Annotated in this window: 19 protein-coding genes; 16 read left to right on the forward strand and 3 right to left on the reverse strand. The window is 55.8% G+C overall.

Going from position 1 to position 26,653, the window contains the following annotated elements:
• Positions 1–70 precede the first annotated feature (70 nt).
• The 4 genes from Q8W22_RS14795 (at position 71) to Q8W22_RS14810 (ending at position 5,938) form a co-directional block, all read left to right on the forward strand.
• The gene (locus Q8W22_RS14795; protein WP_305452864.1) at positions 71–1,090 is read left to right on the forward strand and encodes a DUF3445 domain-containing protein; all 1,020 of its coding nucleotides are present in this window, start codon (positions 71–73) and stop codon (positions 1,088–1,090) included.
• Between the two features lie 391 nt (positions 1,091–1,481).
• Entirely contained in the window at positions 1,482–2,771 is a 1,290-nt protein-coding gene (locus Q8W22_RS14800) for an amidase (protein WP_305452865.1), read from the forward strand.
• Between the two features lie 137 nt (positions 2,772–2,908).
• Complete coding sequence (locus Q8W22_RS14805) at positions 2,909–3,811, forward strand: LysR family transcriptional regulator (protein ID WP_303432847.1); 903 nt, start codon at positions 2,909–2,911, stop codon at positions 3,809–3,811.
• Positions 3,812–3,985: 174 nt separating this feature from the next.
• Positions 3,986–5,938 carry a metallophosphoesterase gene (locus Q8W22_RS14810; protein ID WP_305452871.1) on the forward strand — a complete coding sequence of 651 codons (1,953 nt, stop codon included), beginning with the start codon at positions 3,986–3,988 and terminating at the stop codon, positions 5,936–5,938.
• 175 nt (positions 5,939–6,113) lie between these two features.
• Here Q8W22_RS14810 and Q8W22_RS14815 read toward each other — a convergent pair whose 3' ends face one another.
• Positions 6,114–6,704, reverse strand: a complete 591-nt coding sequence (locus tag Q8W22_RS14815) for an XRE family transcriptional regulator (RefSeq protein WP_303432849.1) — start codon at positions 6,702–6,704, stop codon at positions 6,114–6,116.
• A 299-nt stretch (positions 6,705–7,003) separates the two neighbouring features.
• Here Q8W22_RS14815 and glnT point away from each other — a divergent pair, with 299 nt between their 5' ends.
• The 12 genes from glnT (at position 7,004) to Q8W22_RS14875 (ending at position 20,555) form a co-directional block, all read left to right on the forward strand.
• Positions 7,004–8,353: a type III glutamate--ammonia ligase gene (glnT, locus tag Q8W22_RS14820; RefSeq protein ID WP_303432850.1), complete on the forward strand. Its 1,350-nt coding sequence runs from the start codon at positions 7,004–7,006 to the stop codon at positions 8,351–8,353.
• A gap of 164 nt (positions 8,354–8,517) precedes the next feature.
• Positions 8,518–9,414, forward strand: a complete 897-nt coding sequence (locus Q8W22_RS14825; protein WP_303432851.1) for a glutamine amidotransferase family protein — start codon at positions 8,518–8,520, stop codon at positions 9,412–9,414.
• 38 nt (positions 9,415–9,452) lie between these two features.
• Positions 9,453–10,136 (forward strand): protein glxC, encoded by a 684-nt coding sequence (locus Q8W22_RS14830; RefSeq protein ID WP_303432852.1) that lies wholly within the window; start codon positions 9,453–9,455, stop codon positions 10,134–10,136.
• Between the two features lie 23 nt (positions 10,137–10,159).
• Complete coding sequence (locus Q8W22_RS14835; protein WP_305452872.1) at positions 10,160–11,491, forward strand: FMN-binding glutamate synthase family protein; 1,332 nt, start codon at positions 10,160–10,162, stop codon at positions 11,489–11,491.
• Between the two features lie 293 nt (positions 11,492–11,784).
• The gene (purU, locus tag Q8W22_RS14840; RefSeq protein ID WP_305414331.1) at positions 11,785–12,651 is read left to right on the forward strand and encodes a formyltetrahydrofolate deformylase; all 867 of its coding nucleotides are present in this window, start codon (positions 11,785–11,787) and stop codon (positions 12,649–12,651) included.
• Between the two features lie 9 nt (positions 12,652–12,660).
• The gene (locus Q8W22_RS14845; RefSeq protein WP_303432855.1) at positions 12,661–13,533 is read left to right on the forward strand and encodes a bifunctional 5,10-methylenetetrahydrofolate dehydrogenase/5,10-methenyltetrahydrofolate cyclohydrolase; all 873 of its coding nucleotides are present in this window, start codon (positions 12,661–12,663) and stop codon (positions 13,531–13,533) included.
• A gap of 17 nt (positions 13,534–13,550) precedes the next feature.
• Entirely contained in the window at positions 13,551–14,816 is a 1,266-nt protein-coding gene (locus tag Q8W22_RS14850) for an FAD-dependent oxidoreductase (protein WP_305414330.1), read from the forward strand.
• Positions 14,817–15,090: 274 nt separating this feature from the next.
• Positions 15,091–15,381: a sarcosine oxidase subunit delta gene (locus Q8W22_RS14855; RefSeq protein WP_303432857.1), complete on the forward strand. Its 291-nt coding sequence runs from the start codon at positions 15,091–15,093 to the stop codon at positions 15,379–15,381.
• The gene (locus tag Q8W22_RS14860; RefSeq protein WP_305414327.1) at positions 15,381–18,425 is read left to right on the forward strand and encodes a 2Fe-2S iron-sulfur cluster-binding protein; all 3,045 of its coding nucleotides are present in this window, start codon (positions 15,381–15,383) and stop codon (positions 18,423–18,425) included. Before Q8W22_RS14855 ends, Q8W22_RS14860 begins: the two co-directional genes overlap by 1 nt.
• A gap of 149 nt (positions 18,426–18,574) precedes the next feature.
• Positions 18,575–19,285: a hypothetical protein gene (locus tag Q8W22_RS14865; RefSeq protein WP_305452873.1), complete on the forward strand. Its 711-nt coding sequence runs from the start codon at positions 18,575–18,577 to the stop codon at positions 19,283–19,285.
• Between the two features lie 95 nt (positions 19,286–19,380).
• Positions 19,381–19,707, forward strand: a complete 327-nt coding sequence (locus Q8W22_RS14870) for a multidrug efflux SMR transporter (protein WP_303432860.1) — start codon at positions 19,381–19,383, stop codon at positions 19,705–19,707.
• Between the two features lie 215 nt (positions 19,708–19,922).
• Entirely contained in the window at positions 19,923–20,555 is a 633-nt protein-coding gene (locus Q8W22_RS14875; RefSeq protein WP_303432861.1) for a response regulator transcription factor, read from the forward strand.
• Here the strand turns inward: Q8W22_RS14875 and Q8W22_RS14880 are convergent.
• Both Q8W22_RS14880 and Q8W22_RS14885 read right to left on the reverse strand, forming a co-directional pair.
• On the reverse strand, positions 20,552–22,381 hold the full coding sequence (locus tag Q8W22_RS14880) for a hybrid sensor histidine kinase/response regulator (protein WP_305452874.1): 1,830 nt from the start codon (positions 22,379–22,381) through the stop codon (positions 20,552–20,554). The two genes, Q8W22_RS14875 and Q8W22_RS14880, sit on opposite strands and share 4 nt — an antisense overlap.
• 230 nt (positions 22,382–22,611) lie before the next feature.
• Positions 22,612–26,286, reverse strand: a complete 3,675-nt coding sequence (locus Q8W22_RS14885; protein WP_305452875.1) for a hypothetical protein — start codon at positions 26,284–26,286, stop codon at positions 22,612–22,614.
• Positions 26,287–26,653: the final 367 nt, after the last annotated feature.

The following is a 26,653-nucleotide window of genomic DNA, read 5'->3' on the forward strand; positions in this document are numbered from 1 at the left end:
ATAACCAATCACCAGAACAAGAACAGGGCATTTGCCCATCAGGGCCAATGCCAACCAAGAGGGATACGTAATGCGTGTGACACCGACCAAACTTGAAACTTTCCGGGACGATTTTACTTACACAAACAGTGAATTTGCCATTCAGCGTTTTCCGTTCCCTTTTCCGGAAGATCAATACAACTACACGGTGAATATCGAGCCACATGCTCTGCCGGGAGAGCCGGACAGTGTGTATGAACACCTGTTCGATGTTGATGAACACTACCTGTCAGAAATGCACGAGCGCGGCCTGGTACTGGCTGAAAGCCCAAAACGCTGCTTGGCCATGCCGCATATGGATCTGGCCTGCTGGGATTTGATCGAGCGTGCCATGAACGCCTTGTCGGCGGATTACCCGGACTGGTTCAAACTCAGCAAAGAGGGTGACCAGTGGCACTGGCAGAACACTCTGCTGGACATCGACGATACCTTTACCTTTGGTGACAGCAGCACCTTGCCGATGCCGCCGATGGAATACATCGGCCGTCAGGTTCAGGGTGACCTTGCCTTGATGGATCAACGCGACGGCGACCTGTTTATGGACGCCGGTATAGTCACTTGTCCGGCCGACTGGTCGCTGGCCTTTGATGCGGGCATGAGCTTCAGCGAATGGCATGGCCCGGTTCCCATGGCTCACGAGCTGGGAATTTTTGAACGGGCATTAAAATATCTGACCGCCATGCAGGTTAATCGCCCGGTACGCCGCCTGAATTGGACGTTAACGGTGAATGCCCGTATGGATACCTCTCCTGAGGAATACCCTCACTGGGGTAACGACAGAGCGTCCGTAACCCCGGACAATGTGGGTGAAAAGGTTTACTTGCGAGTCGAACTGCAAGTGATCGACCGGATGCCACGTTCCAACGCCCTGTCGATCAATATCCGGACCTACATGGCCAGCATGAACGACCTGTGTGCCAATCCGGATTGGGCCAGACGGCTGCACCGGGTCATGAAAGATTTGCCAGCGCCACTGATTGAGTACAAGGGGCTGACCCGTTACCACCCGATGTTGGTTGAGTGGTTGTCGCAGTTTGATCGCGAGCAATAAACGGCAGCAGCAAGCGCCAGCGGTTGATCAGGGGATGGCGACAGCTCCCTGACCGCTGGATGATCGTCCTTATTCCATTACCGGTATGTCTGGCCGTGAGCCAGACGCCACATGGATGACAGCTCAGACTGTATCCACACCGAGTTTCAAGCCCGCAAGTTTTACCCGCCGAGAGGCGGGTTTTTTTTGTAATTTTCTGGTATGACTTTCTTTGGCGGATCTCGACGGTAGTCGATCGTTCTGCATCAAGACCTCGTTAAGACCTCGTTTATCAATGGGCCATATTCAGTTATCGATGTGGTCAAATACTTGAATGTTCAATTGAATATTTTTTATTTGGCGTTGTACCATGGACTCATTAACCTGATTCAACGCCCGAGGTAGAGCATCGATGAACGCAAGCAATCCCCTGAACAGAGCCGGACTGGCCGAGACATTACGCCGTATCGAGGCCGGCGAATGCACCGCTGTCGATGTGATCAATGCCTGCTTCGACCGTATTGACGCCCGGGAAGACAAGGTCGGGGCCTGGGAATGCCACTTGTCCCGTGCCGACTATTTGCAGCAATACCATGACCAGCAAGCGTTTTATGAGCAGAGCCTGTTAAAAGGTCTGCCGGTCGGTATCAAGGATATTATTGATACCGCCGATATGCCCACTGAAATGGGTTCTGCGATTCACGCCGGACGCCAACCGATCGAAGATGCCAGCTGTGTGGCACTGGTGAAAGCTGCCGGAGGCATGGTGCTGGGCAAAACCGTCACCACCGAATTTGCTTATTTCCGCCCTGGTAAAACCTGTAACCCCCACGCTCTGGATCGTACCCCGGGTGGCTCTTCCAGTGGTTCTGCTGCTGCCGTGGCTGACGAGATGGTGCCGATGGCGCTGGGTTCCCAAACCGCCGCTTCCGTGATTCGTCCGGCGGCCTATTGTGGCGCGGTGGGTTATGTCGGCAGTCGGGGAGAATTCTCGCTGCGGGGTGGTCAGCCTCTGGCGCAGTCGCTGGATTCACTGGGTCTGTTTGCCCGTCATGTCGAAGATATTCAACTGCTGCGGGCCGTCTTGTTACGACTGCCAGCAGCGGAATTACCCGCCGCCGTCAAACCGCGCCGGATAGTGATGTGTGCCGGCGACAATGTGGGTGACACCGACGCCGATATGAACACCGCCTTGCAGCAGGTGGCCGAGCGCTTGCAAGCGGCCGGGGTTGAAGTGACCTGGCTGGAAGCAGGAACCCTGCTGCAACAAATGGTGATGCATCACAGCCGGATCATGGCCTGGGAAGTGTGTCGTAACCTGGTGATGGAGTCACAACAAGCCGAGTTGCTCAGTCAGCCATTGCAGGCACTGATCAAGGATGGTCTGGCGATGCCGCGTGAAGATTATCTGGCTTCGCTGGATGCGGTTGAGACCAGCCGTCACTGGCTGTGGTCAACCTGTGCGGAAGCCGATGCCATTCTGGCCCCGGCCGCGCCTGGCGTTGCGCCGTTGGGTCTTGATAAGACCGGTGCGCCACATATGAGTCGCCCTTGGCAGGCCATGGGATTCCCCGTGATTTCGATACCGGGTGAAACCGATGGCGATCACTTGCCTCTGGGCCTGCAACTGGTCGGTCGTGCCCGCCAGGATGATGCCTTGCTGCAGGTCGCCGTCTGGGTTGAGCAGAACATCATGAGCTGATTGTGCCTGTCTGCTTGGCGATGGATGGGTCTGGCGATGGATGGGTCTGGTGATGGTTTGCCAGTGCCCATCGATTGGCGGATAGCAGCACGATAGCGGCGGCGGTTATGATGGTGCCATACCGTCGGAGGACTGCCATGACCGCAAAACAGCTACGTGCTTTTCTCGCCGTTGCCCGCACCCTCAGCTTTGCCGAAGCCAGCACCCTGGTGCATCTGTCGCAACCGGCATTGAGTCTGGCGATCAAGAGCCTCGAAGAGTCGTTGGGTGGGCGTTTGCTTAGCCGTACTACCCGTTCTGTCGCATTAACACCGGAAGGTCAGGCGTTACTGCCGATTGCCCAGCGGTTGATGGCCGATTGGGATAACGCCGAAGAACAGTTACAAAAACGTTTTGCCCTGCAACTGGGACAGGTTGCGGTCGCGGCAATGCCGTCTTTTGCCGCCAGCCTGCTGCCGAATGCACTCAAAGTGTATCGTCAGCGCTTTGCCGATATCCGTGTCGAAGTACATGACGTGGTGGCGGAGCAGGTCGTCAGCATGGTGCGCTCCGGCCGTATAGAAGTCGGGGTGTCGTTAAGCCCGGAAGGTGCGCCCGATCTGGTTTTTTTACCTCTGTTTGATGACGAACTGGTGGCGGTCTTGCCACCGGATTCAACCATTCTGAGATCCCTGCCGGTAGCTGGACGGCTGTCCTGGGCGCGTTTGCTGCTGGAAGACTTTATTGCCCTGCAACGGCCGTCGATTGTGCGCCTGATGTTGGAAAGTCGCCTGGCAGCACAGGGCATGGCATTAAATGTTGCTTACGATGCCCATCAGCTGGCCACGGTTGGCCGCATGGTGGCCTGTGGTCTGGGAGTCAGCGCCGTGCCTTCCTTGTGTCGGCAACAAATGGAGGAAATGGGGGCGGTGTGTGTGCCGCTGCAAGATCCAACCATTGGCCGGGAAGTGGGCATTCTGGTGAAAAAAGGCCACGAACTGTCGGTGGCAGCCCAGGCGCTGGTGAACGTGTTGGTCGAGGTGCTGGGACAGGGTGACTGAAGTCACCACTCGGACGGCATCAGGAGACCAGGCGCAGCCTGCCTTATTCCAAGTTCCTGGCAAACTGTAAAATATTGTCATGAATTATTACTGCAAGTGTCAGCAATCTGTCTTGTTCCCTGCTGATACTGCCTCTCCGAAAATTATTATCAGAATGATCAGAGAGGTAGCAAGATGCGTTATCAGAGTATGACCCGTTCCGTTTTATCGGTGGCCATCGCGGCAGTCACTGCCAGTGGTCTCGTTGCTTGTGGGTCAGACGATGACAACTCGTCACCATCGGAAAGTGCATACCAGCCCTATAAAATAGGCCTGTTGCCTGATACTCAAGGTGGTAGCGATAGCGAAGGCCAGTCTCACGTGGCCATGCACCCGATGCGCGAAGTCTTGTCGCACCAGGCCGATGCCGGTGTGGATATGGTGATTGCACTGGGTGACCTGACCGACAAGGGCACCACCGTTGAATGGGCAGAATGGACATCCGTGGCGGAGTCTTATAAAGATCAGGGCATCGAATTCCTGCCAGTGATGGGCAACCACGAAACCAGCTACGCCTATACCGTAGAGTGGATCAAAACCATGCGGGATTACATCCCGGAAGACGCCGTCCATATGCCAGGCTTTGAATGGATCAACTACTACGTGATCCGTGAAAACGTACTGATCGTGGGCCTGGCGTACTACAACCTGCCAATTGCCTTCTCGTGGATTCAGGACGTGATCGAATCCAACGAAGATCAGATCGATCACATTGTTGTTGCCAGCCACGACGGTCTGGTCGGCGCTAAATATGGCCAGACCCGTGAACAAATCGTGGAAGGCACCAAAGACGACGACTGGGTTTACAGCGTTCAGGAAGACATCCGGGACTACTTCTCCCAGCATGATGTGATTTATGTTCAGGGACACGAACATCAGTACCAGCGCTCCCTGATTACCGCCCAAACCGCCTTGACCACCACCTCATCCGGCTCCACCCCGGAAGGTGGAAACTACCGCATGAATGCCTACACCCAGATCATGGCCGGTAATGCTTCGTACAAGGGTTACGAATACCGCTATGGCGAACGTGAGCTGATCCAGATGGTGATCTCGCAGAAGAACAACACACTGAGCAACGGTGCCACCGGCTTTGACGTTAACTCCAGCTGGCTGGCATTCGACAATGACCGGGTGGACTACCAGTCCTACTATTCCGAGCATACCGCCAGCAGCAACGACGCCGACCAGGCTTTCAGTGCCGACTGGAAAATGCTGGATGGTTTCAGTCGTACTACCAACCGCTGTGACAACGTGATTTACCCGACGTCTGTGCCAGAAGATACCCGTCCGGTCCTGGTGTTCCAGACCGACTACCTGAGCGATATCTGTATTGCGGATGACGGCACCGTGGCGCAACTGATTGGTGGTTCCAACGACACCTTTAACCGCACCGACACCCGTACCCGCGATATGGAATACACCCCGGGCTTCAGTCGCGCCGAAACCCTGATGGATCTGACTCGTCTGGCCTACCAGTGGATGTATGTGTACCACGAAAGCTGGACACCCAACCTTAACAGCGCCGCCCGGGCGATTCCGGATGAAGAAGAAAACCTGCTGCTGATCCCTGGCACCACCATTGACCTGAAAGAACACGTCACGCTCAGCTGGACAGGGAAAACCTCTGACACCCGCTCCGATATCCTGATTGTCAGCGGCACTCAGAACCAGACCGGCATATACCAAAGTGCCTACGGTGCTGAGAAAGACATCGAAGCCGATGCGGGTCTGGATCTGTCATCACCGTCTGGTGCCGCAAAAAGTGCTGTGGTCTTGCCGGCTACCGCAACCCAGAGCTGGGACATGGGCACTGCAGTGGCGGATAGCTATGGCGTAGCAATGACCGCGACGGACTCGCTGTCGGGCGACGACGTTGTGCTGGCGAGCAAAACCGATACCGGCTGGGAAGCATTGACATCGGCTGACTGTATTTACCAGGGATTGTGGCTGGAAAGCTACGCCGTCACGGCACCCGCCCGTGATGCTGCCTGCTCTGGAGAGCCTTTGGTCGGTTACGATGCCGATGGTAATCAGTGGTGGACGGTATTGAACAGCGATGCTGAACTGGCGTTGGTGTCTCGTTAAGTATTCTGGCTGTACAGGATTACCCGCCACGGGTGCGGTAATCCTGGGCTGATCTGGAATATCTCTTCTGTTTTGCCATATCTTTCCGGGCGTGCCCGGAATCCACCGGCTCGGACTCGCAACCGTCTGGCTCCTGAATCAGGTTCAGGGTGACGCTTGAGAGGGGAGCCGGTCTTTACTCTTCGACGTAGTTAATAATCGATAGCAGCTGCAGCGGTACTTCGATCAGTTTCTCGGGGCCGTGAGGCGTTTCCGCATCAAAGGTCAGGCTGTCGCCGGGGCCCATTTCATACAAGTGGTTGCCGTGGCGGTACACCAGCTGTCCTTTTAGCAGGTAAATAAATTCTTCGCCGGGGTGGGAGAAGGTCGGGAACACCTCCGACAGATCATCCATGGTAATCAGGAAGGGTTCAAAGTTACGTTTGCCACCCCGCTGATAGGTTAATAGCTGGTAGGTGTGGCCTTTGTCGGTGCCACGGCGAACAACTTCCAGACCTTCGCCAGACGGTGTGAAGTGTGCGCCGCCGTCCGGGCGGTCGTAATCGCTGAACAGTTTGGAGATAGGCAAGCCGATGGCGGTGCACAGGCGGCTGAGGGTTTCCAGGCTGGTGGAGACCTGGGCGTTCTCGATTTTGCTGACCATACCCTGGCTGATGCCAGAAATTCGCGCCACATCGGTAATTTTCAGGCCTTCTTCCAATCTGGCCTTTTTGACTTTCATGGCAATGTACTGGTCCAGATTAAAACGTGTGTCGTTTTCTTCCATGTCCTGATGCTCCACCGGTGCTGTAGATGAACCCTCTTGGTGCGTAAGAATGAATGGACGCACTCTAGCGGTGCTTTATTTCAGTCTATTCAGCCCTGATCGACGAACCAGACGGGTTTCTCTGTGGGAAAATTTATTAACTAACTATAGGTAAATCGGGGCTTTCGGTTCAATATGAAAAAAATATTCCCCTTGGGAAATTATGTGGCATAGGGGTTGCATTCACTTTAGGAAAGTAATTTTCCCAAAGAGAAACAAAGGTTCGGCGAGAAGCTGACCTCGGAATCAGGAGCAAGTGTATGTTGTCCGCGACCCCATCCGCCGCCGAAATCGAAGCTTTCATGTCGGAAAATGATATTCGATACGTTCTGGCCCAGTTTGTTGATATCCACGGTGTGGCCAAGACCAAGTCTGTGCCCGCCAATTGCTTGATGGACGTTGTTGAAAAAGGGGCTGGTTTTGCCGGCTTTGCTGTCTGGGGAATGGGCATGGAACCACATGGCCCGGATTTCCTGGCACGTGGTGACCTGGCCAGCCTGACCACCGTACCCTGGCAGCCAGGGTATGCCCGTATTGCCTGTGACGGTTACGTGAACAACGCGCCGTACTCCCACGACAGCCGCGTGGTACTGAAAAACCAGCTCAAGCGTCTGGATGACAAAGGCTGGACTCTGAACACGGGTCTGGAGCCTGAGTTCTATCTGTTCAAACGTAACGCCGACGGTTCTCTCGGCCCAGTGGATGATACCGATACGCTGACCAAGCCGTGCTACGACTACAAGGGCCTGTCGCGTTCACGTGAATTTCTGGAAACCCTGGTTGAGAGCCTGCAAGCGGTTGGCATGGACGTGTATCAGATCGACCATGAAGACGCCAATGGCCAGTTCGAAATCAACTACACCTACAGCGACGCACTGACTTCGGCTGACCGTTTTACCTTCGTCCGTATGGCGGCCGGTGAAATTGCCAACGACCTCGGCATGGTCTGTTCCTTTATGCCAAAACCATCAGCAGACCGCACCGGTAACGGCATGCATTTCCATCTGTCGATTTGTGATGAAAGCGGCAAGAACCTGTTTGGTGATGACAGCGACAAGCACGGCATGGGTCTGTCGAAAATGGCTTACCACTTCACCGCTGGCCTGCTGCATCACGCCAAGGCGTTGTGTGCTATCGCCGCTCCTACCGTGAACTCTTACAAGCGTCTGGTTGTTGGTGGATCGGCTTCCGGTTCAACCTGGGCACCAGCGTATATCTGCTACGGCGACAACAACCGTTCCGCCATGGTTCGTGTGCCTTACGGCCGCCTGGAATTCCGCCTGCCAGATTCAGGTTGTAACCCGTACCTGGTACACGCGGCACTGATTGCTGCGGGTATGGACGGAATCGAACGTGAGCTGGAAGCCGGTGATCCGAAAAACATCAATATGTATGCCCTGAGCGAAGCAGAACGCAAAGCTGAAGGCGTCGAAATCCTGCCGCAAACCCTGGGCGAAGCCATTGATGAACTGGAAAAAGACACGGTGCTGACGGATGCCATCGGCAAAGAAGTGATGGCTGAGTTTGTCCGCCTCAAACGCGAAGAGTGGATCGACTACTGTCGCCACGTTTCCGACTGGGAAGTACAGCGCTACGGCGAATTCTTCTGAGCCTGAACTAGCTCGGTGCGCCTGGGGCGCACCAGCCGTTATACCCCATTTTTTATGTGCCGCTGCTGTGTTTGGCAGCAGCGGAACGGCTTCGCTTGTGCTGCAACAGGCATAACGAAGCGAATCAAACGAACAAACGACTGTGAATTAACGAGGATAGCGCGATGTGTGGAATCGTAGGTCTGTATCTGAAAAATCCGGCGCTGGAGAGCCAGCTCGGTGCCCTGTTTGAACCCATGCTGATCGCGATGACCGATCGTGGTCCGGACAGTGCCGGCTTTGCTATTTACGGTGACGAAGTCGCCGATGGCATCAAGTTGACCCTGCGTCACGAAGATGTCAATTACGACTGGGAAGCGCTGGCTGAAGCCGCTCGTGCAGAACTGAATGCTGAAGTCAGCTGGTTCCAGAATGCTACGGTTGCTGTCTTCAAGATGCACACGGATGCCGCCACTGCGACTGCCTTTGTTGAGCAACACGCACCGGAAGTGCTGATCCTCAGCGCCGGTCACTCGATCGAAATTCTGAAAGAAGTGGGTCTGCCAGAAGTGATTACCGAAACCTTCAACCTGAAAGGCATGAAGGGTACACACATCATCGGGCACACCCGTATGGCAACTGAATCTGCCGTCACCATGGCTGGTTCGCACCCGTTCTCAACCGGTGAAGATTTGTGTCTGGTACACAACGGTTCGCTGTCTAACCACAACCGTCTGCGTCTGGAACTGGAGCGTGAAGGTATCCGCTTTGAAACTGAAAACGACTCGGAAGTGGCCGCTGGCTATCTGACGCGCCGCCTGCAACTGGGCGACACCCTCAATCAGGCGCTGGAAAACGCGATGAAGGATCTTGATGGTTTCTTCACCTTCACCATCGGAACACGTAACGGTTTTGCGGTTACCCGCGATCCGATCGCTTGCAAGCCTGCCGTCCTGGCCGAGACCGAAGACTACGTTGCCATGGCGTCTGAGTATCAGGCACTGACGACACTGCCTGGCATCGAGAACGCCAAGGTCTGGGAGCCGGAAGCGGCCAAAATTTATGTCTGGGAACGTGCCTGAGCACGCGAGCTGCCAACGGCAAATACGAGGAATCTCATATGAAAACATTTGATCTGGCCACCACCTCGCTGCGCGATATCAATCAGGCGCTGCATGAACAGGCGGTTGAATGCACCGAACGCGAATGGAAAATCACCGGCGCCAAGGGCGATCACAATCTGGTCTGTGGTCTCGACCAGGCGCTGAGTGTGGATATTGAAGGCCATGCTGGCTATTACTGTGCCGGCATGAACAAGAAAGCCCACGTCGTGGTACACGGCAATGTCGGGCAGGGCGTAGCAGAAAACATGATGTCCGGTTCCGTCCGGGTCAAGGGTGAAGCTTCCCAATCCGCTGGCGCAACCGCCCACGGTGGCATGCTGGTGATTGAAGGCAACGCCGGTGCCCGTTGTGGTATCTCCATGAAAGGTGTGGAAATCGTCGTCAAAGGCAGTGTGGGTCACATGAGCTGCTTTATGGGTCAGGCCGGTGCACTGGTTGTTTGTGGTGATGCCGGGGATGCCCTGGGTGATTCATTGTACGAAACCAAAATCTTTGTCAAAGGCAGCGTGGCGTCTCTGGGAGCCGACTGCATTGAGAAAGAAATGCGTCAGGAACATCTCGATTACCTGACCGATTTGCTCAACCGTGCCGGGATCGATGAAGATCCGGCCAGCTTCAAGCGCTACGGCTCAGCCCGTCAGTTGTATAACTTTAAAGTCGATAACGTCAGTGCCTACTGATCACGCAGCCAGGAGAGAGTGATATGAGCGATAAAGATCTGAAAGTGAACCCTGGACTGCGTGAGTCTGCGACGTTTGACGCGTTGACTATGCAGGAAATCCGCCGCGCAGCAGACACCGGTATCTACGATATCCGTGGTTTTGGTGCCAAGCGCAAATTGCCGCATTTTGATGACCTGTTGTTCCTCGGTGCCAGCATGTCCCGCTACCCGCTGGAAGGCTACCGCGAGAAGTGCAACACCCAGGTCACACTGGGCACCCGTTATGCCAAGAAGCCGATCGTGATTGAAACACCGGTCACCATCGCCGGCATGAGCTTTGGCGCACTGTCTGCCAATGCCAAGGAAGCGTTGGGACGGGGTGCTTCTGAAGTCGGTACCACCACCACGACCGGTGACGGCGGCATGACACCGGAAGAGCGCGGTCAGTCCACCAAACTGGTGTATCAGTACCTGCCTTCCCGTTACGGCATGAACCCGGACGACCTGCGTAAAGCCGATGCCATCGAAGTGGTATTGGGCCAGGGCGCCAAGCCTGGCGGCGGCGGTATGTTGCTGGGTCAGAAAATTACCGATCGTGTTGCGAAAATGCGTACCTTGCCGATGGGCGTGGATCAGCGTTCCGCCTGTCGCCACCCGGACTGGACTGGCCCGGACGATCTGGCCATCAAGATTCTGGAACTGCGTGAAATCACCGACTGGCAAGTGCCGATCTACATCAAGGTCGGAGCAACCCGGACTTACTACGACGTCAAACTGGCTGTTAAAGCCGGTGCCGATGTGATCGTGGTCGACGGCATGCAAGGTGGTACGGCGGCGACTCAGGAAGTGTTTATCGAACACGTGGGTATTCCGACCATGGCCGCGATTCCGCAAGCCGTACAGGCACTGCAGGAAATGGGCATGCACCGCAAGGTACAGCTGATTGTTTCCGGTGGTATCCGTAACGGTGCCGACGTCGCCAAGTGTATGGCACTGGGTGCCGATGCGGTGGCGATTGGTACTGCGGCTCTGATTGCCCTGGGTTGTAACCATCCGAAGTGGGACGAAGAGTTCAAGAAAATCGGTTCTGCAGCGGGTTATTACGACGACTATCACGAAGGTAAAGACCCTGCCGGTATTTCTACCCAGGACCCTGAGCTGATGAAGCGTCTGGATCCGGCTACTGCCGGTCATCGTCTGGCTAACTACCTGCGCGTGCTGACGCTGGAAGCCCAGACCCTGGCACGTGCTTGCGGTAAAAGCGATCTGCGTAACCTGGAGCCAGAAGATCTGGTTGCCCTGACGGTAGAATCTGCCGCCATGGCACGGGTGCCACTGGCTGGTACCAGCTGGATTCCTGGACAAGGCTACTAAGGCCATCACCAGCCTGATTACCCAACCCGGCTGGTCTGGTTCGACTGATTGAGCGCACCGACAACAGGGCGCATCGCCGCTAGCGGCGAGCTGGTACGCAGCGGTATCGGGTAGTCACCGCGCGTACCAACACAACCCGCAGCGTCAGGCTCGGATATACTCCGGGCTGCCGCGCGCAGCTGTGTGAATACAACCATTGAATTGATCAGCGAAGCGACTGATTTCGCAGGCTTTGTGCGGCTTGAAACTCCATAAAAGCCATGACTGATACAAGCCAACAGAGGAGCAGAACCATGCCTCGTAACAACGAAAAAATTGAATACGTACTAAAAACCACCTGCCCGGCGGGTAGTGGCATTGTCGCTGCAGTTTCCAGCTTTTTGTCCGGCAATGGCTGCTATCTCAGCGAGCAGTCCCAGTTCGATGACCAGGACAGCGGTAACTTCTTCATGCGCACTCGTTTTCACTTTGAAGGCGATGATCAGTGCGATGCCGTAAGAACCGGTTTTGCTGAAGTGGCCGAGCGTTTTGGCATGACCTGGAGCCTGAACAGTGTGTGTTCACCAATCAGGACGCTGATCATGGTGTCCAAGGCTGACCACTGTCTGAGCGATTTGCTGTACCGCAAAAACAAGGGTGAGCTGAATATGGAAATCACCGCTGTGGTTTCCAATCACCAGGATTTGCGACCAATGGCAGAACGCGAAGGCATTCGCTTTATTCACCTGCCAGTGACGAAAGAGAACAAGCCGCAGCAAGAACAGGCGCTGATCGACATCGTCAACGAAACCAACACCGAGCTGGTAGTACTTGCCCGTTACATGCAAATCCTGTCCAACACCCTGTGTGCGGAGCTGGCCGGTAAAGCGATCAATATTCACCACTCGTTCCTGCCCGGCTTCAAGGGTGCACGGCCGTATTACCAGGCTTATGACCGGGGTGTGAAACTGATTGGTGCGACTGCGCACTATGTAACCTCCGATCTGGACGAAGGCCCGATCATCGAGCAATCCGTACAGCCAGTGGATCACACCATGGGCCCGGAAAAGCTGACTGCCGCTGGACGGGATACCGAAACCGTCGCTCTGGCCCGTGCTGTCAAACTGCACACCGAACACCGTGTGTTTGTTGATGGTAACAAAACTGTCGTTTTCAAATAGGAGCACAACATGGCTACTCGAATCGACGGAAAAGTTATCTCGGCGCAAGTGCTGGACGAGGTCGCCACGGATGCGGCGGCCTTTCTTGAAGACTACGGCATCAAGCCTGGTCTGGCCGTGGTGCTGGTCGGGGAAGACCCGGCCAGTCAGGTCTATGTGCGCAACAAGATTGCCCGTGCGACCGAATCCGGACTGAACTCGATCGAGCATCGTCTGCCGATCGATACCACCCAGGAAACCCTGAACCAGCTGGTGGCCGCATTGAATGTGGACCCGGCGGTACACGGTATTCTGGTACAGCTGCCATTGCCGGCCCATCTGGATGAAGAGCAGATTATTGCTGCGATCAGCCCGGAAAAAGACGTTGACGGGTTTCACCCGGTCAACGTCGGTGCACTCAGTGTGGGCAAGGAATCTCTGGTTCCCTGTACGCCACAGGGCTGCATGATCATGATCGGGAAAGTGCTGGGTGACGATCTCAGTGGCAAGCACGCGGTTGTGGTCGGCCGTTCCAACATTGTTGGCAAGCCGATGGCTGCACTGCTGTTGCAAGCCAACTGCACGGTGACGGTGGTGCATTCACGCACCAACAATCCACAAGCGCTGGCGCAGCAGGCCGATATTCTGGTTGCGGCAGTGGGTCGCCCGGAAATGATCGGTGCCGACTGGGTCAAGCCTGGCGCGACCGTGATCGATGTCGGTATCAACGTGATTGAGCGTAACGGCCAGCGCAAGCTGGTAGGGGATGTCGACTACGCCGCGGTTGAACCGGTGGCTGCTGCCATTACGCCGGTTCCAGGTGGTGTTGGCCCAATGACCATTGCCTGCCTGATGAAAAACACCCTGACAGCCGCCAGACGCCTGATGTCTGACGAACTCTAGTAAACGGGAGCAAGGCCATGCCTTTTGCACTTCTTAAATACGGGCTGAACAACGATTATCCGTTTGAAAAAGACGCGGATTTGCCTGCACCGACTGCCCTCAAGCGTCGTTACGACGTGGTAATTATCGGTGGCGGCGGGCATGGTGTTGCCACGGCTTATTACCTGGCCAAATACCATGGCATTACCAATGTAGCCGTGCTGGAAAAAGGCTATCTGGGGGGAGGGAACACCGCCCGTAACACAGCGGTGATCCGTTCCAACTACCTCACCTCCGACGGGGTGAGGTTTTACAGTGAGTCGGTAAAACTGTTCCAGGAATTATCGAACGAATTCAACTTCAACATCATGTACTCCAAGCGGGGTCAGTTGACGTTGGCACACACCGACTCGGCTATTCGTGGCTTTCGCCAGCGTACCGAAGTCAACAAACACTTTGGCGGCAAGACCGAGCTGATTGATCCACAACAGATCCGTGAGCTGGTGCCTACGCTGAACATGAACCCCGGGCACCAACCGGTGCTGGGGGGCTTGTGGCATATGGATGGCGCGACCGCCCGTCACGATGCCGTGGCCTGGGGCTACGCCAAGGGTGCCACCCAGCGTGGCGTCGAATTGCATCAGCTGACCGAAGTCACCGATGTCATCGTGGATGACGCTTCGGGTACCGTCACCGGCGTCAAGGTCAAGCAGGGCAGCGCTGAGCAGATCATTGAGTGTGGCTGTGCGGTACAGGCCGTTGCAGGGCACAGCTCCTTGCTGGCCGAAAAAGCCGGTTTCCGGTTACCGATTGTGTCTTACCCGCTGCAAGCGATGGTGACCCAGCCGGTCAAGCCTTTCCTCAATCCATTGGTCAGCTCTCCAGCTTTCCACTGCTACGTCCAGCAAACCGGTCGTGGCGAACTGGTCTTTGGTGGTGGATCGGATCCGTACCCGCTCTATAACACCCGTTCCAGTCTGGAACTGAAAGAGCAGCTGCTGGCACACGCTGTCGAGCTGTTTCCTTTTATGGCCAATCTCAAGCTGATGCGACAGTGGGCCGGACTGACGGACATGACCTCAGACTACAGCCCGATCATGGGGTTGAGCCCGGTCAAGAACTACTACCTCGATGCCGGTTGGGGCACCTGGGGCTTCAAGTCCACCCCGATTTGCGGCAAGACCATGGCCGAACTGGTCGCCAGTGGCGGCAAGGTTCCTGACCTGATCAAACCGTTTGGCGTTGAGCGTTTCAGCGAATTCCGCCAGGTGAACGAAATGGGCGCCACCGCTGCCTCACACTAACCACTGTTAGATGGCGTACAACGCACGTGTTTTTAATTCAGCTGCCGCCGAAGGGCAAGATGATCCTGTCTTTCGGTAAAACAGCCAATTCAGTGCCGGTTGCGCCTCTGATAATGAAGATAACGCGGTTGGCTAATACCTGGTATCGGCCAACCGGAAACCGCTTGCAGGGTGCGCATCACGCATCAGATTGTGGATAAAACACAGTCGCCATAACACAGAACTAATCGGCGTCAGACGTCTGACCCCAGGCGTCCGGCAACATAGGTGAGATATGAAAATCATGCCCTGCCCGTTAAACGGGCCACGCAATATCAGCGAATTTGTATATGGCGGCGAAGTCACTCCGCTGCCAAGCGTTGAATCTGCCCCCGACAAGGCCTGGGCAGAACACACCTTTTACGCCTACAACGGCACGGGTGTGGCCCGCGAATGGTGGTATCACACACCATCGGGTTACTGGTTTGTCGCCGAGCGCCATCGTGTGAGCGATGAAATTTTACGTACTTACGATCCATCCGAATTGCCATCGGATGAGTCAACGCCTGACGGGGAGACTTGCTGATGAATTCCGTTGCATCTACACCATCGACTGCCCTCTCACAACGGCTGGCAGCGCCCATGGGGCTGCTGCTGGATCGCAGTGAAACCGTCCAGTTCCGTTTTGAGGGACAGCCCGTTATCGGCTACAAGGGCGACACCATTGGCAGCGCCTTGCTGGGTAATAACTACTGGATGTGGTCGCGCTCGTTCAAGTACCACCGCGCCCGAGGCCCGCTCACCATGTCGGCGCACGATGCCAACAGCCTGGTGCAGATCCAGGGTGAGCCCAATGTGCTGGCTGACAAAATGGCGGCCGCCAACGATTTGCAAGTAACCGGTCAAAACGTCAACGGCACGCTGGCGAAAGACAAGGACGCGATTCTGGGTCACTTCGGCCGCTTTATGCCGGTGGGCTTTTACTATCGGGCGTTCTACAAGCCCAAGGGTGTATGGGACTGGTGGGAAAAACAGATCCGCGAAAAAGCCGGACTGGGTATTGCTGACCTGAAATTCACCCCGGAATATTACGACAAGGCCTACCGCTTCTACGATGTGGTGGTGGTCGGTTCTGGCCCGGCGGGCATGACCGCCGCCCTGACTGCCGCTGACGCGGGTGTCGAGGTGCTGTTGCTGGAAGAACATTCAGTACTGGGCGGCTCGCTGACCTATGCTGACTTCAGTGATCTGGATGACCCGGAAGCACTGCGTCAGCAGCTGATCAGCAAGGTCACGCAGCACGATAAGATCACGGTGATGACCGACTCGGTCTGTAACGCCTGGTTTGTCGACAACTGGCTGCCAGTGCTGCACGGCAAACGCTTGTACAAGATCCGTGCAAAAGAATGCATCATGGCCACTGGCAGCTACGAGCAGCATGTGGTGTTCCGTGGCAATGACTTGCCCGGTGTGGTGATGTGCAGTGCAGCCATGCGGATGATGAAACTCTACGCCATCAAGCCTGGCCAGAGTGCCGTGGTCGTCACCGGCAACGACGATGGTTATCTGACCGCGCTGGCGCTGGTGGCCCAAGGGGTCGAAGTCAAGGCGCTGGTGGATATGCGCGGCGGCGTCGATGACCCGACCGGCACGGATTCGGTCGAAACCAAAAACCTGATTTTCCGCGCCCAGCAGGCCGGTATCGCCCTGCGTTTTGGCCAGACCCTGTATGAAGCCTTTGGTAAAGAACACGTTGAAGCGGTTGAGATTCGCGCTATTCGTGGTCGCGGCAAAGTGGCGGATAACGGCGATCTGTTGCGTTGTGATCTGGTCTGTATGTCGTCGGGTTATATGCCTGCCTATCAGCTGTTATGCCAGGCCGGTGGCCAGCTGAGCTACGATGAAGAGCGTGCCGAGTTCGCGATCCGCCATCTGCCGGAACATCTGCATATTGCCGGTTCTGTCAACGGCAAGCACAGCATTGGTGCGGTGATCAAGGACGCCGAATATGCCGCTGCAACAGCATTGGCGTTATTGGGACAGCCATTGGCAACGGCACCGGAAGCGGTTGAATGCAGTCGCAAGGTTAACTACGACTGGCCGATTTTCCCGCACCCGAAAGGCAAGGACTTTGTTGATTACGACGAAGACCTGCAAAGCAAGGACATCGTCAATGCCACCCGTATGGGTTATCGCGATGTGCAGCTGGTAAAACGCTTTTCAACCGTTGGGATGGGGCCATCCCAGGGGCGTCATTCGGCACTGCCGACCGCCCGACTGGTCGCGCAATCGACCAACCGCAGCATCACCGAAACCGGTGTGACGACGGCCCGGCCGCCGCTGACTCCGGAAAAACTGGCCTACCTGGCCGGGCGGGGTTTTGATCCGTATCGCCAGACCGCCATGCATCATCGTCACCTGGAACTGGGTGCCAAAATGATTCCGGCAGGCGCCTGGGCACGGCCAGCGTTTTATCCGCCGCAAGGCAGTTTGTTGAGCGGCAGTGCGGCCAGCCCGCTGATTCCGCGCAGCCGCAAAATCCGTAACACCGCCATCGAAGCCGAAGCCCTGCACGTTCGTAACCATGTCGGTCTGATTGATGTGTCGACGCTGGGTGGTATCGAGCTGCGCGGCCCGGATGCCGCCGAGCTGATGAACCGGATTTACACTTTTGGCTTCCTCAAGCAACCGGTGGGCAAAACCCGCTATGCGGTACTGACCAGTGATCAGGGTGTGGTAGTGGATGATGGTGTTGCCTGCCGTTTTGCTGACGACTGCTTCTATGTGACAGCCACCACCACCGGGGTTGATGCGGTTTATCGCCTGATGACGTTCTGGAATACCCAGTGGCGTCTGGATGTCGATATCACCAACGTCACTTCTGCCTTTGCGGCCGTTAACCTGGCCGGGCCAGACAGCCGCAAGGTTCTGGAGCAGTTGACCGATCTGGATCTGAGCAAGGAAGGTTTTCCTTACCTGGCGTGCCGGGAAGGTGAAATCCGTATTCCTGTTGATGGCAAGGCTGACCAGACCATTCCGGCCCGCCTGTTGCGCGTCGGTTTTGTTGGCGAACTGGGCTATGAAATCCACGTTCCGAGCCGTTACGGCGAAGTCCTGTGGGATGTCTTGATGCAGGCCGGTGCCGCGTTTGATATCAAGCCGTTCGGGGTCGAAACCCAGCGTCTGCTGCGACTCGAAAAAGGCCATATCATCATCAGTCAGGACACCGATGGCATGAGCCACCCGGGAGAACTGGGGCTGGATTGGGCGGTGAGTAAAAACAAGCCGTACTTCAATGGCTGTCGGGCCGTGGATATCGTGATGAAGCGTCCACAAAGCCGCAAACTGGTGGGCTTCAAGCTGCCGGCCAATTTGGTGGCTGCGGGCAAAAAACCGGAAGAAGGGCACCTGGTTCTGGCGACGTCGGCGACCGAGGCCGATATCACCGGTAACGTCACCTCCTGTGAATACTCGCCCACGGTGGGCGCCATTATAGGTATGGCGTACGCCGGAGTGCATCAGAGTGAAGTCGGTGCGCGTTTGCCGATTCGGGTGAACGGTGAAATCGTCACTGCTGAAGTGGTTGCTCTGCCGTTTTACGATGCCGAGCAAGCCCGCCAGGATATGTAATGGCTGGCCTCACTGGTAATACATGTGGGTAATGGTGGTTGCAGCGGCGTGGGTATCACGCCTGCAACAACCGGCGGGCAGCGTATCTCAGAGCGGCTGCCAGAATCTAATGACCGAGTGGCGTGAAACAGCCGTCACAGGAGAGAACCATGTCTGAACTCTATCAAACTGACATTTCCGCTCATGTTGAATGGGCCGATGCTGAACTGGCGCGCAGTGGCTGTTACCGTCGCAGTGCCGGTGCCCGTCGGGTCGAGACTGCTGCCGGAGCGTCGGTGATCGCACAAGTGGATAACGGCGATGTCCAGCGGGCCGCCAAAGCCGGCGTGCTGGAATTATCAATGCTGCCACGGACAGGCTATCGTGGCACCACGACCACCGATTTGCTGGCGGCTAACAAACTGCCGATTCCCGCGCGTCCGAACACTGCCGCAAGCAGTGCTAATGGCGAATGCGTGCTGCGCCTGAGCCAGAAAGAATACTGGCTGCTGGCTAGCCCGGCAGACCTGGGTGCAGCCGTGATGGCATTGCCGACCACGGGTGCGGAGACTCCGGATCATTGTTATCCGTTGTTCTGTATGGACTCCCATGCCTGGCTGATGCTGACCGGTGAACACCTGTCCAATATCATGTCCAAGCTGAGTGGGGTGGATATGCGTGAGTCGGTATTCCCCGTCGGCAGCATTGCCCAAACCTCTATCGCGCGTATCAACGCCATTATGGTTCGCCAGCAAATCAACGGTTTGCCGGTGATGTCCATTCTTTGCGATACCGCTTCCAGTGACTACCTCTGGACGGCATTGATGGATGCGGTGCAGGAATTTGAGGGCGGCGCCGTCGGCCTCGATGTCTTGCGCTGAATCTGGATGTTTCTGCTGATGACCTGGCTGCGGTGCTTTGTACCGCCGCCGGGTCATTGGTTTTTCAATGATGGCTACAACAGGAGTTGTACACAATGGGTTGGATTTATTTGTTGATCGCTGGTGGCCTTGAATGTTTATGGGCGATTGGACTGAAACAGAGTGACGGGTTTTCAAAGTTGTGGCCATCGGTCATTACCGTGCTGCTGATTATTGCCAGCATGTCGATATTGTCGCTGGCCATGCGCACCATTCCGATGGGCACCGCGTACGCGGTCTGGGCCGGTATTGGTACCGCGTCTATTGCCTTGGTGGGTATTCTGTTTATGAACGAACCCGGCGGCATTTTGCGGCTGGCGTGTATCGGCCTGATTGTGCTGGGCGTGGTTGGATTAAAGCTGGTGGAAGGTAGCGCTGGCTGAGCCGCCTGTATCTGATTCTTGTCTATCGGGTTGAATGGCTGGTTCCGGAGATAATAGCGACCTGATCACTGTGTTTTGCCGGGGCGTCGATTTGGAAGCAGCAGGCTGAGTAGCGTAACTGGGTCTCGAAAACAGGATTCTGTGTCGCACGGACCAAGCAGTCCGATGATTACTGTATCATTATATGCGAGAGGAATATTGATCGAGCAAATGCAGTGTTTACGTATAACTTTAACAGTAATTCATTCTCTATCCTGATTATTGATGATCACCGCATGTTTGCCGAGGCGATGGTCAGCCTGTTCAGTAAGCATTGGCCAAGCGCGACAATCCGTTGTGTTCATTCTGCTGAGCAAGGTTTGGAACAGGTATTGGCATCTTCCTGGCAACTGGTATTGCTGGACCTGGGGTTGCCGGATAGCGATGGGCTGAAGTTGTTGCAACAGCTTCGCCAGCAGGATACTCAGGTTGCGGTACTGGTGTGTACCGGTGAAAGTCGGGGCGCTGTACTGACTCGGGTATTGAATGCCGGTGCCTCGGGTCTGATCACCAAAAACCAGTCTACCGACGATATCTTGCTGGCGGTTCGGAGAGTGCTGCAAGGTGAGCGTTATCTGGCTCCCGAGGTGATGGCCGCATCGACACCTCATCCGGCGGATCTGCTCAGCGAGCGCCAGTTGGCAATTCTGACGCTGATGCAGGCGGGTTATGCGACCCAGCAGATTGCCGAGCAGTTGTTCCTGAGTCCCAATACGGTAAAAACACATATTCGGCTGATGTTTGACAAGCTGGGAGTGAATAACCGTATCGAGTGCCTGCGTGCGGCGCACCAGCATGGATATCTTTAAGCGGTGTCTGTCTCCTGGTGACAGTCGGCGTTTTGCAGGGCCGCTTTCAATTGTGCGGTTTCGATCGGTTTATACAGTAATGGGTAGCCCGTCTGGGTGAGCTGTTTGACCCGTTGTGGGGTGGTGTTGCCGGTCATTATGATAATCGCCGGAGTGTAAGGCAGCTGGTGCCGCAACGTCGCCAGGATCTGTTCAAAATTACCATCATCTGTCAATGAATCATCGCTGATGACGACGTCAGGCAAGCATGCTGGCTGATCCAGTTGTTGCTTCAGGTTCGCCAGGCTCTGGGCGATCCACACATCACAGTCCCAGCTCACCAGCAGCAGGGACAGAGCATCCAGAATGTCTTTCTGATCATCCACTAGCAATATTTTCAGGCCATTCAGGCGGCAATGCGGCGCTTCTTCGGTGTTGGCCTCTGGCGGCTTGAAGAGGGCTGGCCGGGTGCGAGGGAATATCAGGGAAAAACAGCTGCCTTGTCCTTGTCTGGAGTCGAGCTGTAGTGGGACCTGCTGTAATTGACAGAGACGTTTGACAATGGCGAGACCCAGTCCAAGGCCTTTCTGATGAAGGCGGCCAGGGTTGTCCAATTGTACAAACTCTTCAAATATGGTGTGTTGATGCTCGAGAGAAATACCCATACCGGTATCCTCAACGTTGATTTGCACCTGCTGCTCGCGCGCGATAACACGCACAAGAATGCCTCCATCAAGGGTGTACTGCACGGCATTGGCCAATAGATTCTTGAGTATCTGGAAGGTCATAGACCGATCGCACCAGATCGACACTTCAGCATCACATTCGATATCCAGATGCAGGTTTTTGCGTTGTGCCAAGGGCAGAAAGACGATGCGCAGTTCGTCCAGTAACGTGGCTACATCGGTGGCCTGCGGTCGTAATGGCGTCACCCCGGCATCCAGTCTGGAAACATCGAGCAAATGATTGAGCAGTTCATTGGTGGCTTTCAGGCTGGTGCCCAGGCGCTCAAAGAGTGGCTGTTGCTGGGGGGCAAGCCTGGCTGGGTCGATGGTGCTCCAATACAGCGAGGCCGCTTGTAGAGGCTGGCGAATATCGTGACTGGCGGCAGCAAGAAAGCGGGTTTTGGCCTTGTTGGCCTGTTCGATCTTTTGTTTGGACTGCTCTAGCTCCAGCCTGAGCGCCAAGGTATGGATCTGGGTTTTGAACATGGCGTAACTGAAACCGACCAGGGACACCCATACCGCTGGTGCCATGATCTTGTGCAGCCAGGTGCCATCCAGCTCCATTGTCGCCAGGTGCAGGCCAAATGCTCCCAGTACCGGGGTCAGAAAGGTGATGTACACATCCGGGTACAGCCCCATGGTCATGGACGGGGTGGCGGAGACAATGGTGACCAGCAACAGCATCGAAAAGATTTGCACCAGTGAAGCATCGGCCAAGAACAACAAGGGCAAGGCCGCCCATTGGAAGCCCCATAGCAGTGCCAGATACAGGTTCGCCATATGCCATCGGTGGATCGAACGCCGTTGCTGTTGTTGGTTCGGGTCGGGCCGATGGCCGATACGGGTTTTATGGTAGTGGCGGATAATCAGCCAGGAGTTCAGTCCTGCCAACAGGTTCATACCGAACCAGGTGCACAACTCTGTGGTACTGGCGGACTGCATGAACAGCAGGCCAACCACCACCGCGGCGACCAGGGTGGCCGCCATTCTTGGGCCGACTTCGCGCATAAACAGGTGATGGCGTTCCCATTGTATTTTGTCGGCGAGGGGGTGGTGGGCAAACCCGAGATGGCTCAGTTTTTCGAACAGGGCTGAGAGGTACTCTGATAAGGCGTTACTCATGCTGGGTTCCTGTATCCATGGCGTTTACAGAATATCTCAGGCCGTTGGCGGTTGATAAAAAGCCCGCGGTCCGGTCATTGGAGCCAGACGGTGCTGGTGATTATTTTACAGCGACATCCACATCATACTGATACCGCTGACCGAAGCATGGACAGTACACATTAAATGCCAGATTCGGCAGGGCTGGGAGGGCCGGTAGCCTGCCAGAGCAGGTTACCGGTTGAGGAGGATTACTCCGTTGGGTCGAACTCGATCAGCTTGCCTTCGTCTGTGGCGTCGTGACACCAGAGGGTCGGGTTACTGCCGCTGATGCTACCGGTGATGGCACCCTTACAGAACTGCTGGTCGCCGGAGTTATGGAGACGTTCTGAGGTTTTGGTGTCGGTGGTAGGATCGAAGACGACTTCGTACAGCCCCATGGTGGCCGAGGTCAGGTACAGGTGGTAAGCCGTTTCGGACTCTTTCCATATGTGTATGTCCGCGACATCCCAGCTACCGTCATTGCCTGTGAAGTAGTTGATCGGCGAGATGTTCAGGTCAACACTGCTACCGCCACCGTAGTACATACGCAGGTAGTTGTACGTGTCGCTGCCATTGTTCTCGAACATGGCAAAGAAGCGGTAGGAGTATGAAGTGATGGACGACAGCTCCACCGCTTTGTACTCCTGGGTGCCGAACATGAGGCGATATAGCGGCGTGGCCAGGGTTTTGCTCATGGCTGTGCTGGCATCTGCTGCATTGAGATCATAGCTGTATTCAAACACCGCGATCTGATGGTAATCATCGGTGTCCATCTTGCCAGCACCGCTGACTCCCAGTTTGATCTGGAAGGTATCGTCGGTGGCATTGTAACTGACATCGGCAACCGACAGATCATCACAGGCGCTCAGGCTCCATGCCATGCCTTCTTGCAGGGCAGAAGCGCGTCCTGCGAGATTCGCACTGACGGTATCCGACAGTTCCAGGCTGCTAACAGCCGTTGGGTCAGAGGCCAGGCGAGCGGTGATCCTGGCGGGCTGGGTAGCGGTATCGCAGCTGAAAATAAGCTGTTCGCTGGTGCTTCCCTGTTCCAGCAGAGCAACCGCAAGGCCTTCGTACGTGCTGCTGCTCAATGCTTGCAGTGTCGCCAATTCACGATCCGCCGAGCCGGGCGTGACGTTCATCAGGCTGCTGGTTGTGCTGCTGTTTTTCAGCAGGTACAGCTCACTGCCATTGGTATCCAGATTGACTGGCAATGCCAGGGCGTTCACCTTGTCCTGACCCAGGTTCCAGCTGAGATCCATGATCGGATCTGTCTGGCTGGATGCGGCGGTTTGGGTCGTAGAGGTAAAGGTAGCGCTGACCGAACCGTAACCTTCTTGCGTGGACACTGTGGTGACCGTATCCGTGTCGTACAGGTTAGAGCTGGTGTGCACCACTGTAATAGTATCGTTTGGCCATACCGACAGCGAGGTCAGATCCTGGCCGGGATAGCGACTGGAGCGGACGACACCATTGGTTACCTGAATGCGGGTGGAGTCTTCCAGACCGCTGAACGAGATTGGTGCGCTGACCACTTCGACACCGGGTTCTACCTCGGTTACCGAGGCAAAGCTGAAAGGATCGGGTGTGGTAATGGCAGCACGGGTGCCGGCGATAAACATGGCGGAGCCATTACTGAACTCAACGACCGCATTCGCGTTCCAGCCAAAGTTCGTATACGTGGTGACGGACAGCTGGATGCTGTCACCACTGGCAACCACGGCTGAGGTACCCATATCGGTACCGTTAACGATCAGGCTGCCAACGCCATTGCGCAGGGTGAATGTCTGGGGTGTATCAAAGCCGCTGACGGTGACGGCGTTACTGATGGCTACGACACCGGGTTCAAGATCTTCTTGCTGCTCGAAGGTGAACGGATCAACGTCGGCGCTTTCGGCACGGGTGGTGGTTTCGAAACTGGTTGAGAAATCACCTATGGTTACGGTGCTGACCACCGTGGTTTCAAAATCGGCAGAAGACTGCTGAACGACACTGATCTGGTCACCGACGGAGACCGTGGCTGAGGTACCAGACAAGGTGCCGTTTATACGCAACTCACCATGGGTGACTGTGATCTCGGGTGAACCTTCGAAGCCGCTCAGGGTGACGGTGTCGGTTTCGTAGCAGGTATCCGGCTCGGCATTACTCAGATTGACCAGATTAAAGCTGTCTGGTGTGGTATCGCCGGTACGGGTAACGGTGCTGAAGGTGTAGCTGTTGCCGTTGATGGTCACCGTGGTGTCTGTTGTGGTGCCAAAACTGTCTGGCACATTCTGAAGCAGACGCAGGGTATCTCCCTCGCGGATAGTACCTGACGTAAGCCAGGCACCACCATTGATCTGGAATTGGCCATTGGTGATGCTGATCGTCGCGTCTTCATCAAAACCCGTGACGGTTACAACGTTACTGAATATCTCTTCACCCGGAGTGACATTGACTAGGGAGTCAAATGAGATGGCGTCCGGCGTGTTGTCGATGGCGCGGGTGGTGACGGCAAAAGTGGTGCTGTAATCGCCCAGAGTAATGGTGCTGGTGACTGTCGCACCATAATCACCGCTGCTGGTCAGGCGGAAATAGACCGTGTCACCGGCTGTCACCATCACACCACTGCTGTAAATTGCACCGTTCACGACCACGTAACCCTGATCAAATGCCAGCGCCAGCTGGCCTTCGAAACCCGTCAGGGTGATTTGGTCGGTGCTGACTTGTGTTGCAGGTGCCACATCGGTCACGGCGGGCAAGGTAAAGCTGACTGGGCTGGTATCCGCTGTCCGGGTAGTCACTTCGAAGGTAGTACTGTAATCGCCCAGGGTGATGGTGCTGATGCCGGTGCTGCCAAAATCGTTGGGGGCTTGTTGCTGGATGGCGAGCTGGTCGCCAGCGGAGACGGAGGCGCTTTCACCGACGGATTGGCTGTTAACAATCAGGGTGCCATTGGTAACGGTCAGGGTCAGGCTGCCATCAAAGCCCGACAGGGTAACCGTGGCACTTTGCGAGGTGCTGTTGGGTGCACGGTTGTCCTGGGCCGGGAATGAGAAGCTGTCGGGTGTGGTGTCTGGCTCTGTGTCTGTACCGCTGCCAGCGTCGGGGTCTGTACCTGTGTCAGGATCGGTACCAAATTCAGCATCTTCATCGAAGTCGTAATCCTGCTCGTCGACATCGACCTCAAAGCTGCCTTCATCCATATCAAAGACGATACGCACATCGTCCAGTACCGCATCAAAGCCGGTGCGGTTGGCACGGAAGGCATTATTAAACAGGTCGTAGGTTTGCGGGTCGAGCGCGCGCTCTTCAAACTGGTCAGCGAAGTTGGCCAGAATGACATCTTCTGCTGCTGCCAGTGCGGTTTCATCAAAGCTTTCTGCTTCGTCATCCCAGGCGCTGACCAGAGCGGCCAGGCTTTGCTGGTCGTTGGCCAGGAACAGGGCCAGGGTGGTCAGAGGAGTAACGTTGACCGTAATATCGGCGGCTTCAGCAAAGGAATATTGAATCGCTGTGCTGGTATCATCCGGACGGGCTTCCAGCATGAATGGTGGCGTCATGCCGTCGACGTTAACGCTGAAGCTGCCGTCGTCTTCGATGATCACATTGGTCTGGCGGCCATCCGCGTCATACACAAAGACCGTGCCGTCGATGGCCAGGCCAGTGGCGGCGGTACCAGTCAGAACCGGGCTGTCGGTATCACCGCTGTCAGTATCACCGCTGTCGGTATCACCGCTGTCGGTATCACCGCTGTCAGTATCACCGCTGTCAGTATCACCGCTGTCAGTATCCTGGCTTTGGTCCTGGTTATCACTTGAGCCTGAGCTTGAATTGCCGCCACAGGCGGTCAGAGTAAGGGTTGAAGCCGCCATAATGGCTAGCATCAGTTTGCTTATTTCCATTGTATTTATTCCATGTTATCGGGCGATTCATGTGGCCCGTAAGCCGAAAATTCGGGCATTAAGGAAAATATTTGCGCGTCTTGTTCTAAAAACGTCAGCAGACTAGGGAAGAAAAAGCGGTTTTCCTTCACCAAATCGGGTGAATTTTCAGTTTTTGTGGTCTTTTGTTCGTCTGTGTCAGTAACTGTTGTTTTTCAAATGACGGTCTGCCTGGGCAGGCGTATGGCTTGGGGGAAGTGCTGGGGGAAGTGCTGGGGGAAGTGCTGGGGGAAGTGCTGGGGCAAGAGCTGGGGCACTAGCTGTGGGACGGGCTCGTGCACTTGCTCTCTCACTGGCGGGGGGGGGGGGGGGGGGGGGGGGGGGGGGG

The sequence above is a fragment of the Oceanobacter sp. 1_MG-2023 genome (genome assembly GCF_030689025.1).
Classification (GTDB): Bacteria; Pseudomonadota; Gammaproteobacteria; order Pseudomonadales; family Oceanobacteraceae; genus Oceanobacter.

Coding starts and splice junctions, on each gene's coding strand:
- Q8W22_RS14795 (WP_305452864.1), top strand. CDS start 71: ATGCGTGTGACACCGACCAAACTTGAAACTTTCCGGGACGATTTTACT.
- Q8W22_RS14800 (WP_305452865.1), top strand. CDS start 1,482: ATGAACGCAAGCAATCCCCTGAACAGAGCCGGACTGGCCGAGACATTA.
- Q8W22_RS14805 (WP_303432847.1), top strand. CDS start 2,909: ATGACCGCAAAACAGCTACGTGCTTTTCTCGCCGTTGCCCGCACCCTC.
- Q8W22_RS14810 (WP_305452871.1), top strand. CDS start 3,986: ATGCGTTATCAGAGTATGACCCGTTCCGTTTTATCGGTGGCCATCGCG.
- Q8W22_RS14815 (WP_303432849.1), bottom strand. CDS start 6,704: ATGGAAGAAAACGACACACGTTTTAATCTGGACCAGTACATTGCCATG.
- glnT (WP_303432850.1), top strand. CDS start 7,004: ATGTTGTCCGCGACCCCATCCGCCGCCGAAATCGAAGCTTTCATGTCG.
- Q8W22_RS14825 (WP_303432851.1), top strand. CDS start 8,518: ATGTGTGGAATCGTAGGTCTGTATCTGAAAAATCCGGCGCTGGAGAGC.
- Q8W22_RS14830 (WP_303432852.1), top strand. CDS start 9,453: ATGAAAACATTTGATCTGGCCACCACCTCGCTGCGCGATATCAATCAG.
- Q8W22_RS14835 (WP_305452872.1), top strand. CDS start 10,160: ATGAGCGATAAAGATCTGAAAGTGAACCCTGGACTGCGTGAGTCTGCG.
- purU (WP_305414331.1), top strand. CDS start 11,785: ATGCCTCGTAACAACGAAAAAATTGAATACGTACTAAAAACCACCTGC.
- Q8W22_RS14845 (WP_303432855.1), top strand. CDS start 12,661: ATGGCTACTCGAATCGACGGAAAAGTTATCTCGGCGCAAGTGCTGGAC.
- Q8W22_RS14850 (WP_305414330.1), top strand. CDS start 13,551: ATGCCTTTTGCACTTCTTAAATACGGGCTGAACAACGATTATCCGTTT.
- Q8W22_RS14855 (WP_303432857.1), top strand. CDS start 15,091: ATGAAAATCATGCCCTGCCCGTTAAACGGGCCACGCAATATCAGCGAA.
- Q8W22_RS14860 (WP_305414327.1), top strand. CDS start 15,381: ATGAATTCCGTTGCATCTACACCATCGACTGCCCTCTCACAACGGCTG.
- Q8W22_RS14865 (WP_305452873.1), top strand. CDS start 18,575: ATGTCTGAACTCTATCAAACTGACATTTCCGCTCATGTTGAATGGGCC.
- Q8W22_RS14870 (WP_303432860.1), top strand. CDS start 19,381: ATGGGTTGGATTTATTTGTTGATCGCTGGTGGCCTTGAATGTTTATGG.
- Q8W22_RS14880 (WP_305452874.1), bottom strand. CDS start 22,381: ATGAGTAACGCCTTATCAGAGTACCTCTCAGCCCTGTTCGAAAAACTG.
- Q8W22_RS14885 (WP_305452875.1), bottom strand. CDS start 26,286: ATGGAAATAAGCAAACTGATGCTAGCCATTATGGCGGCTTCAACCCTT.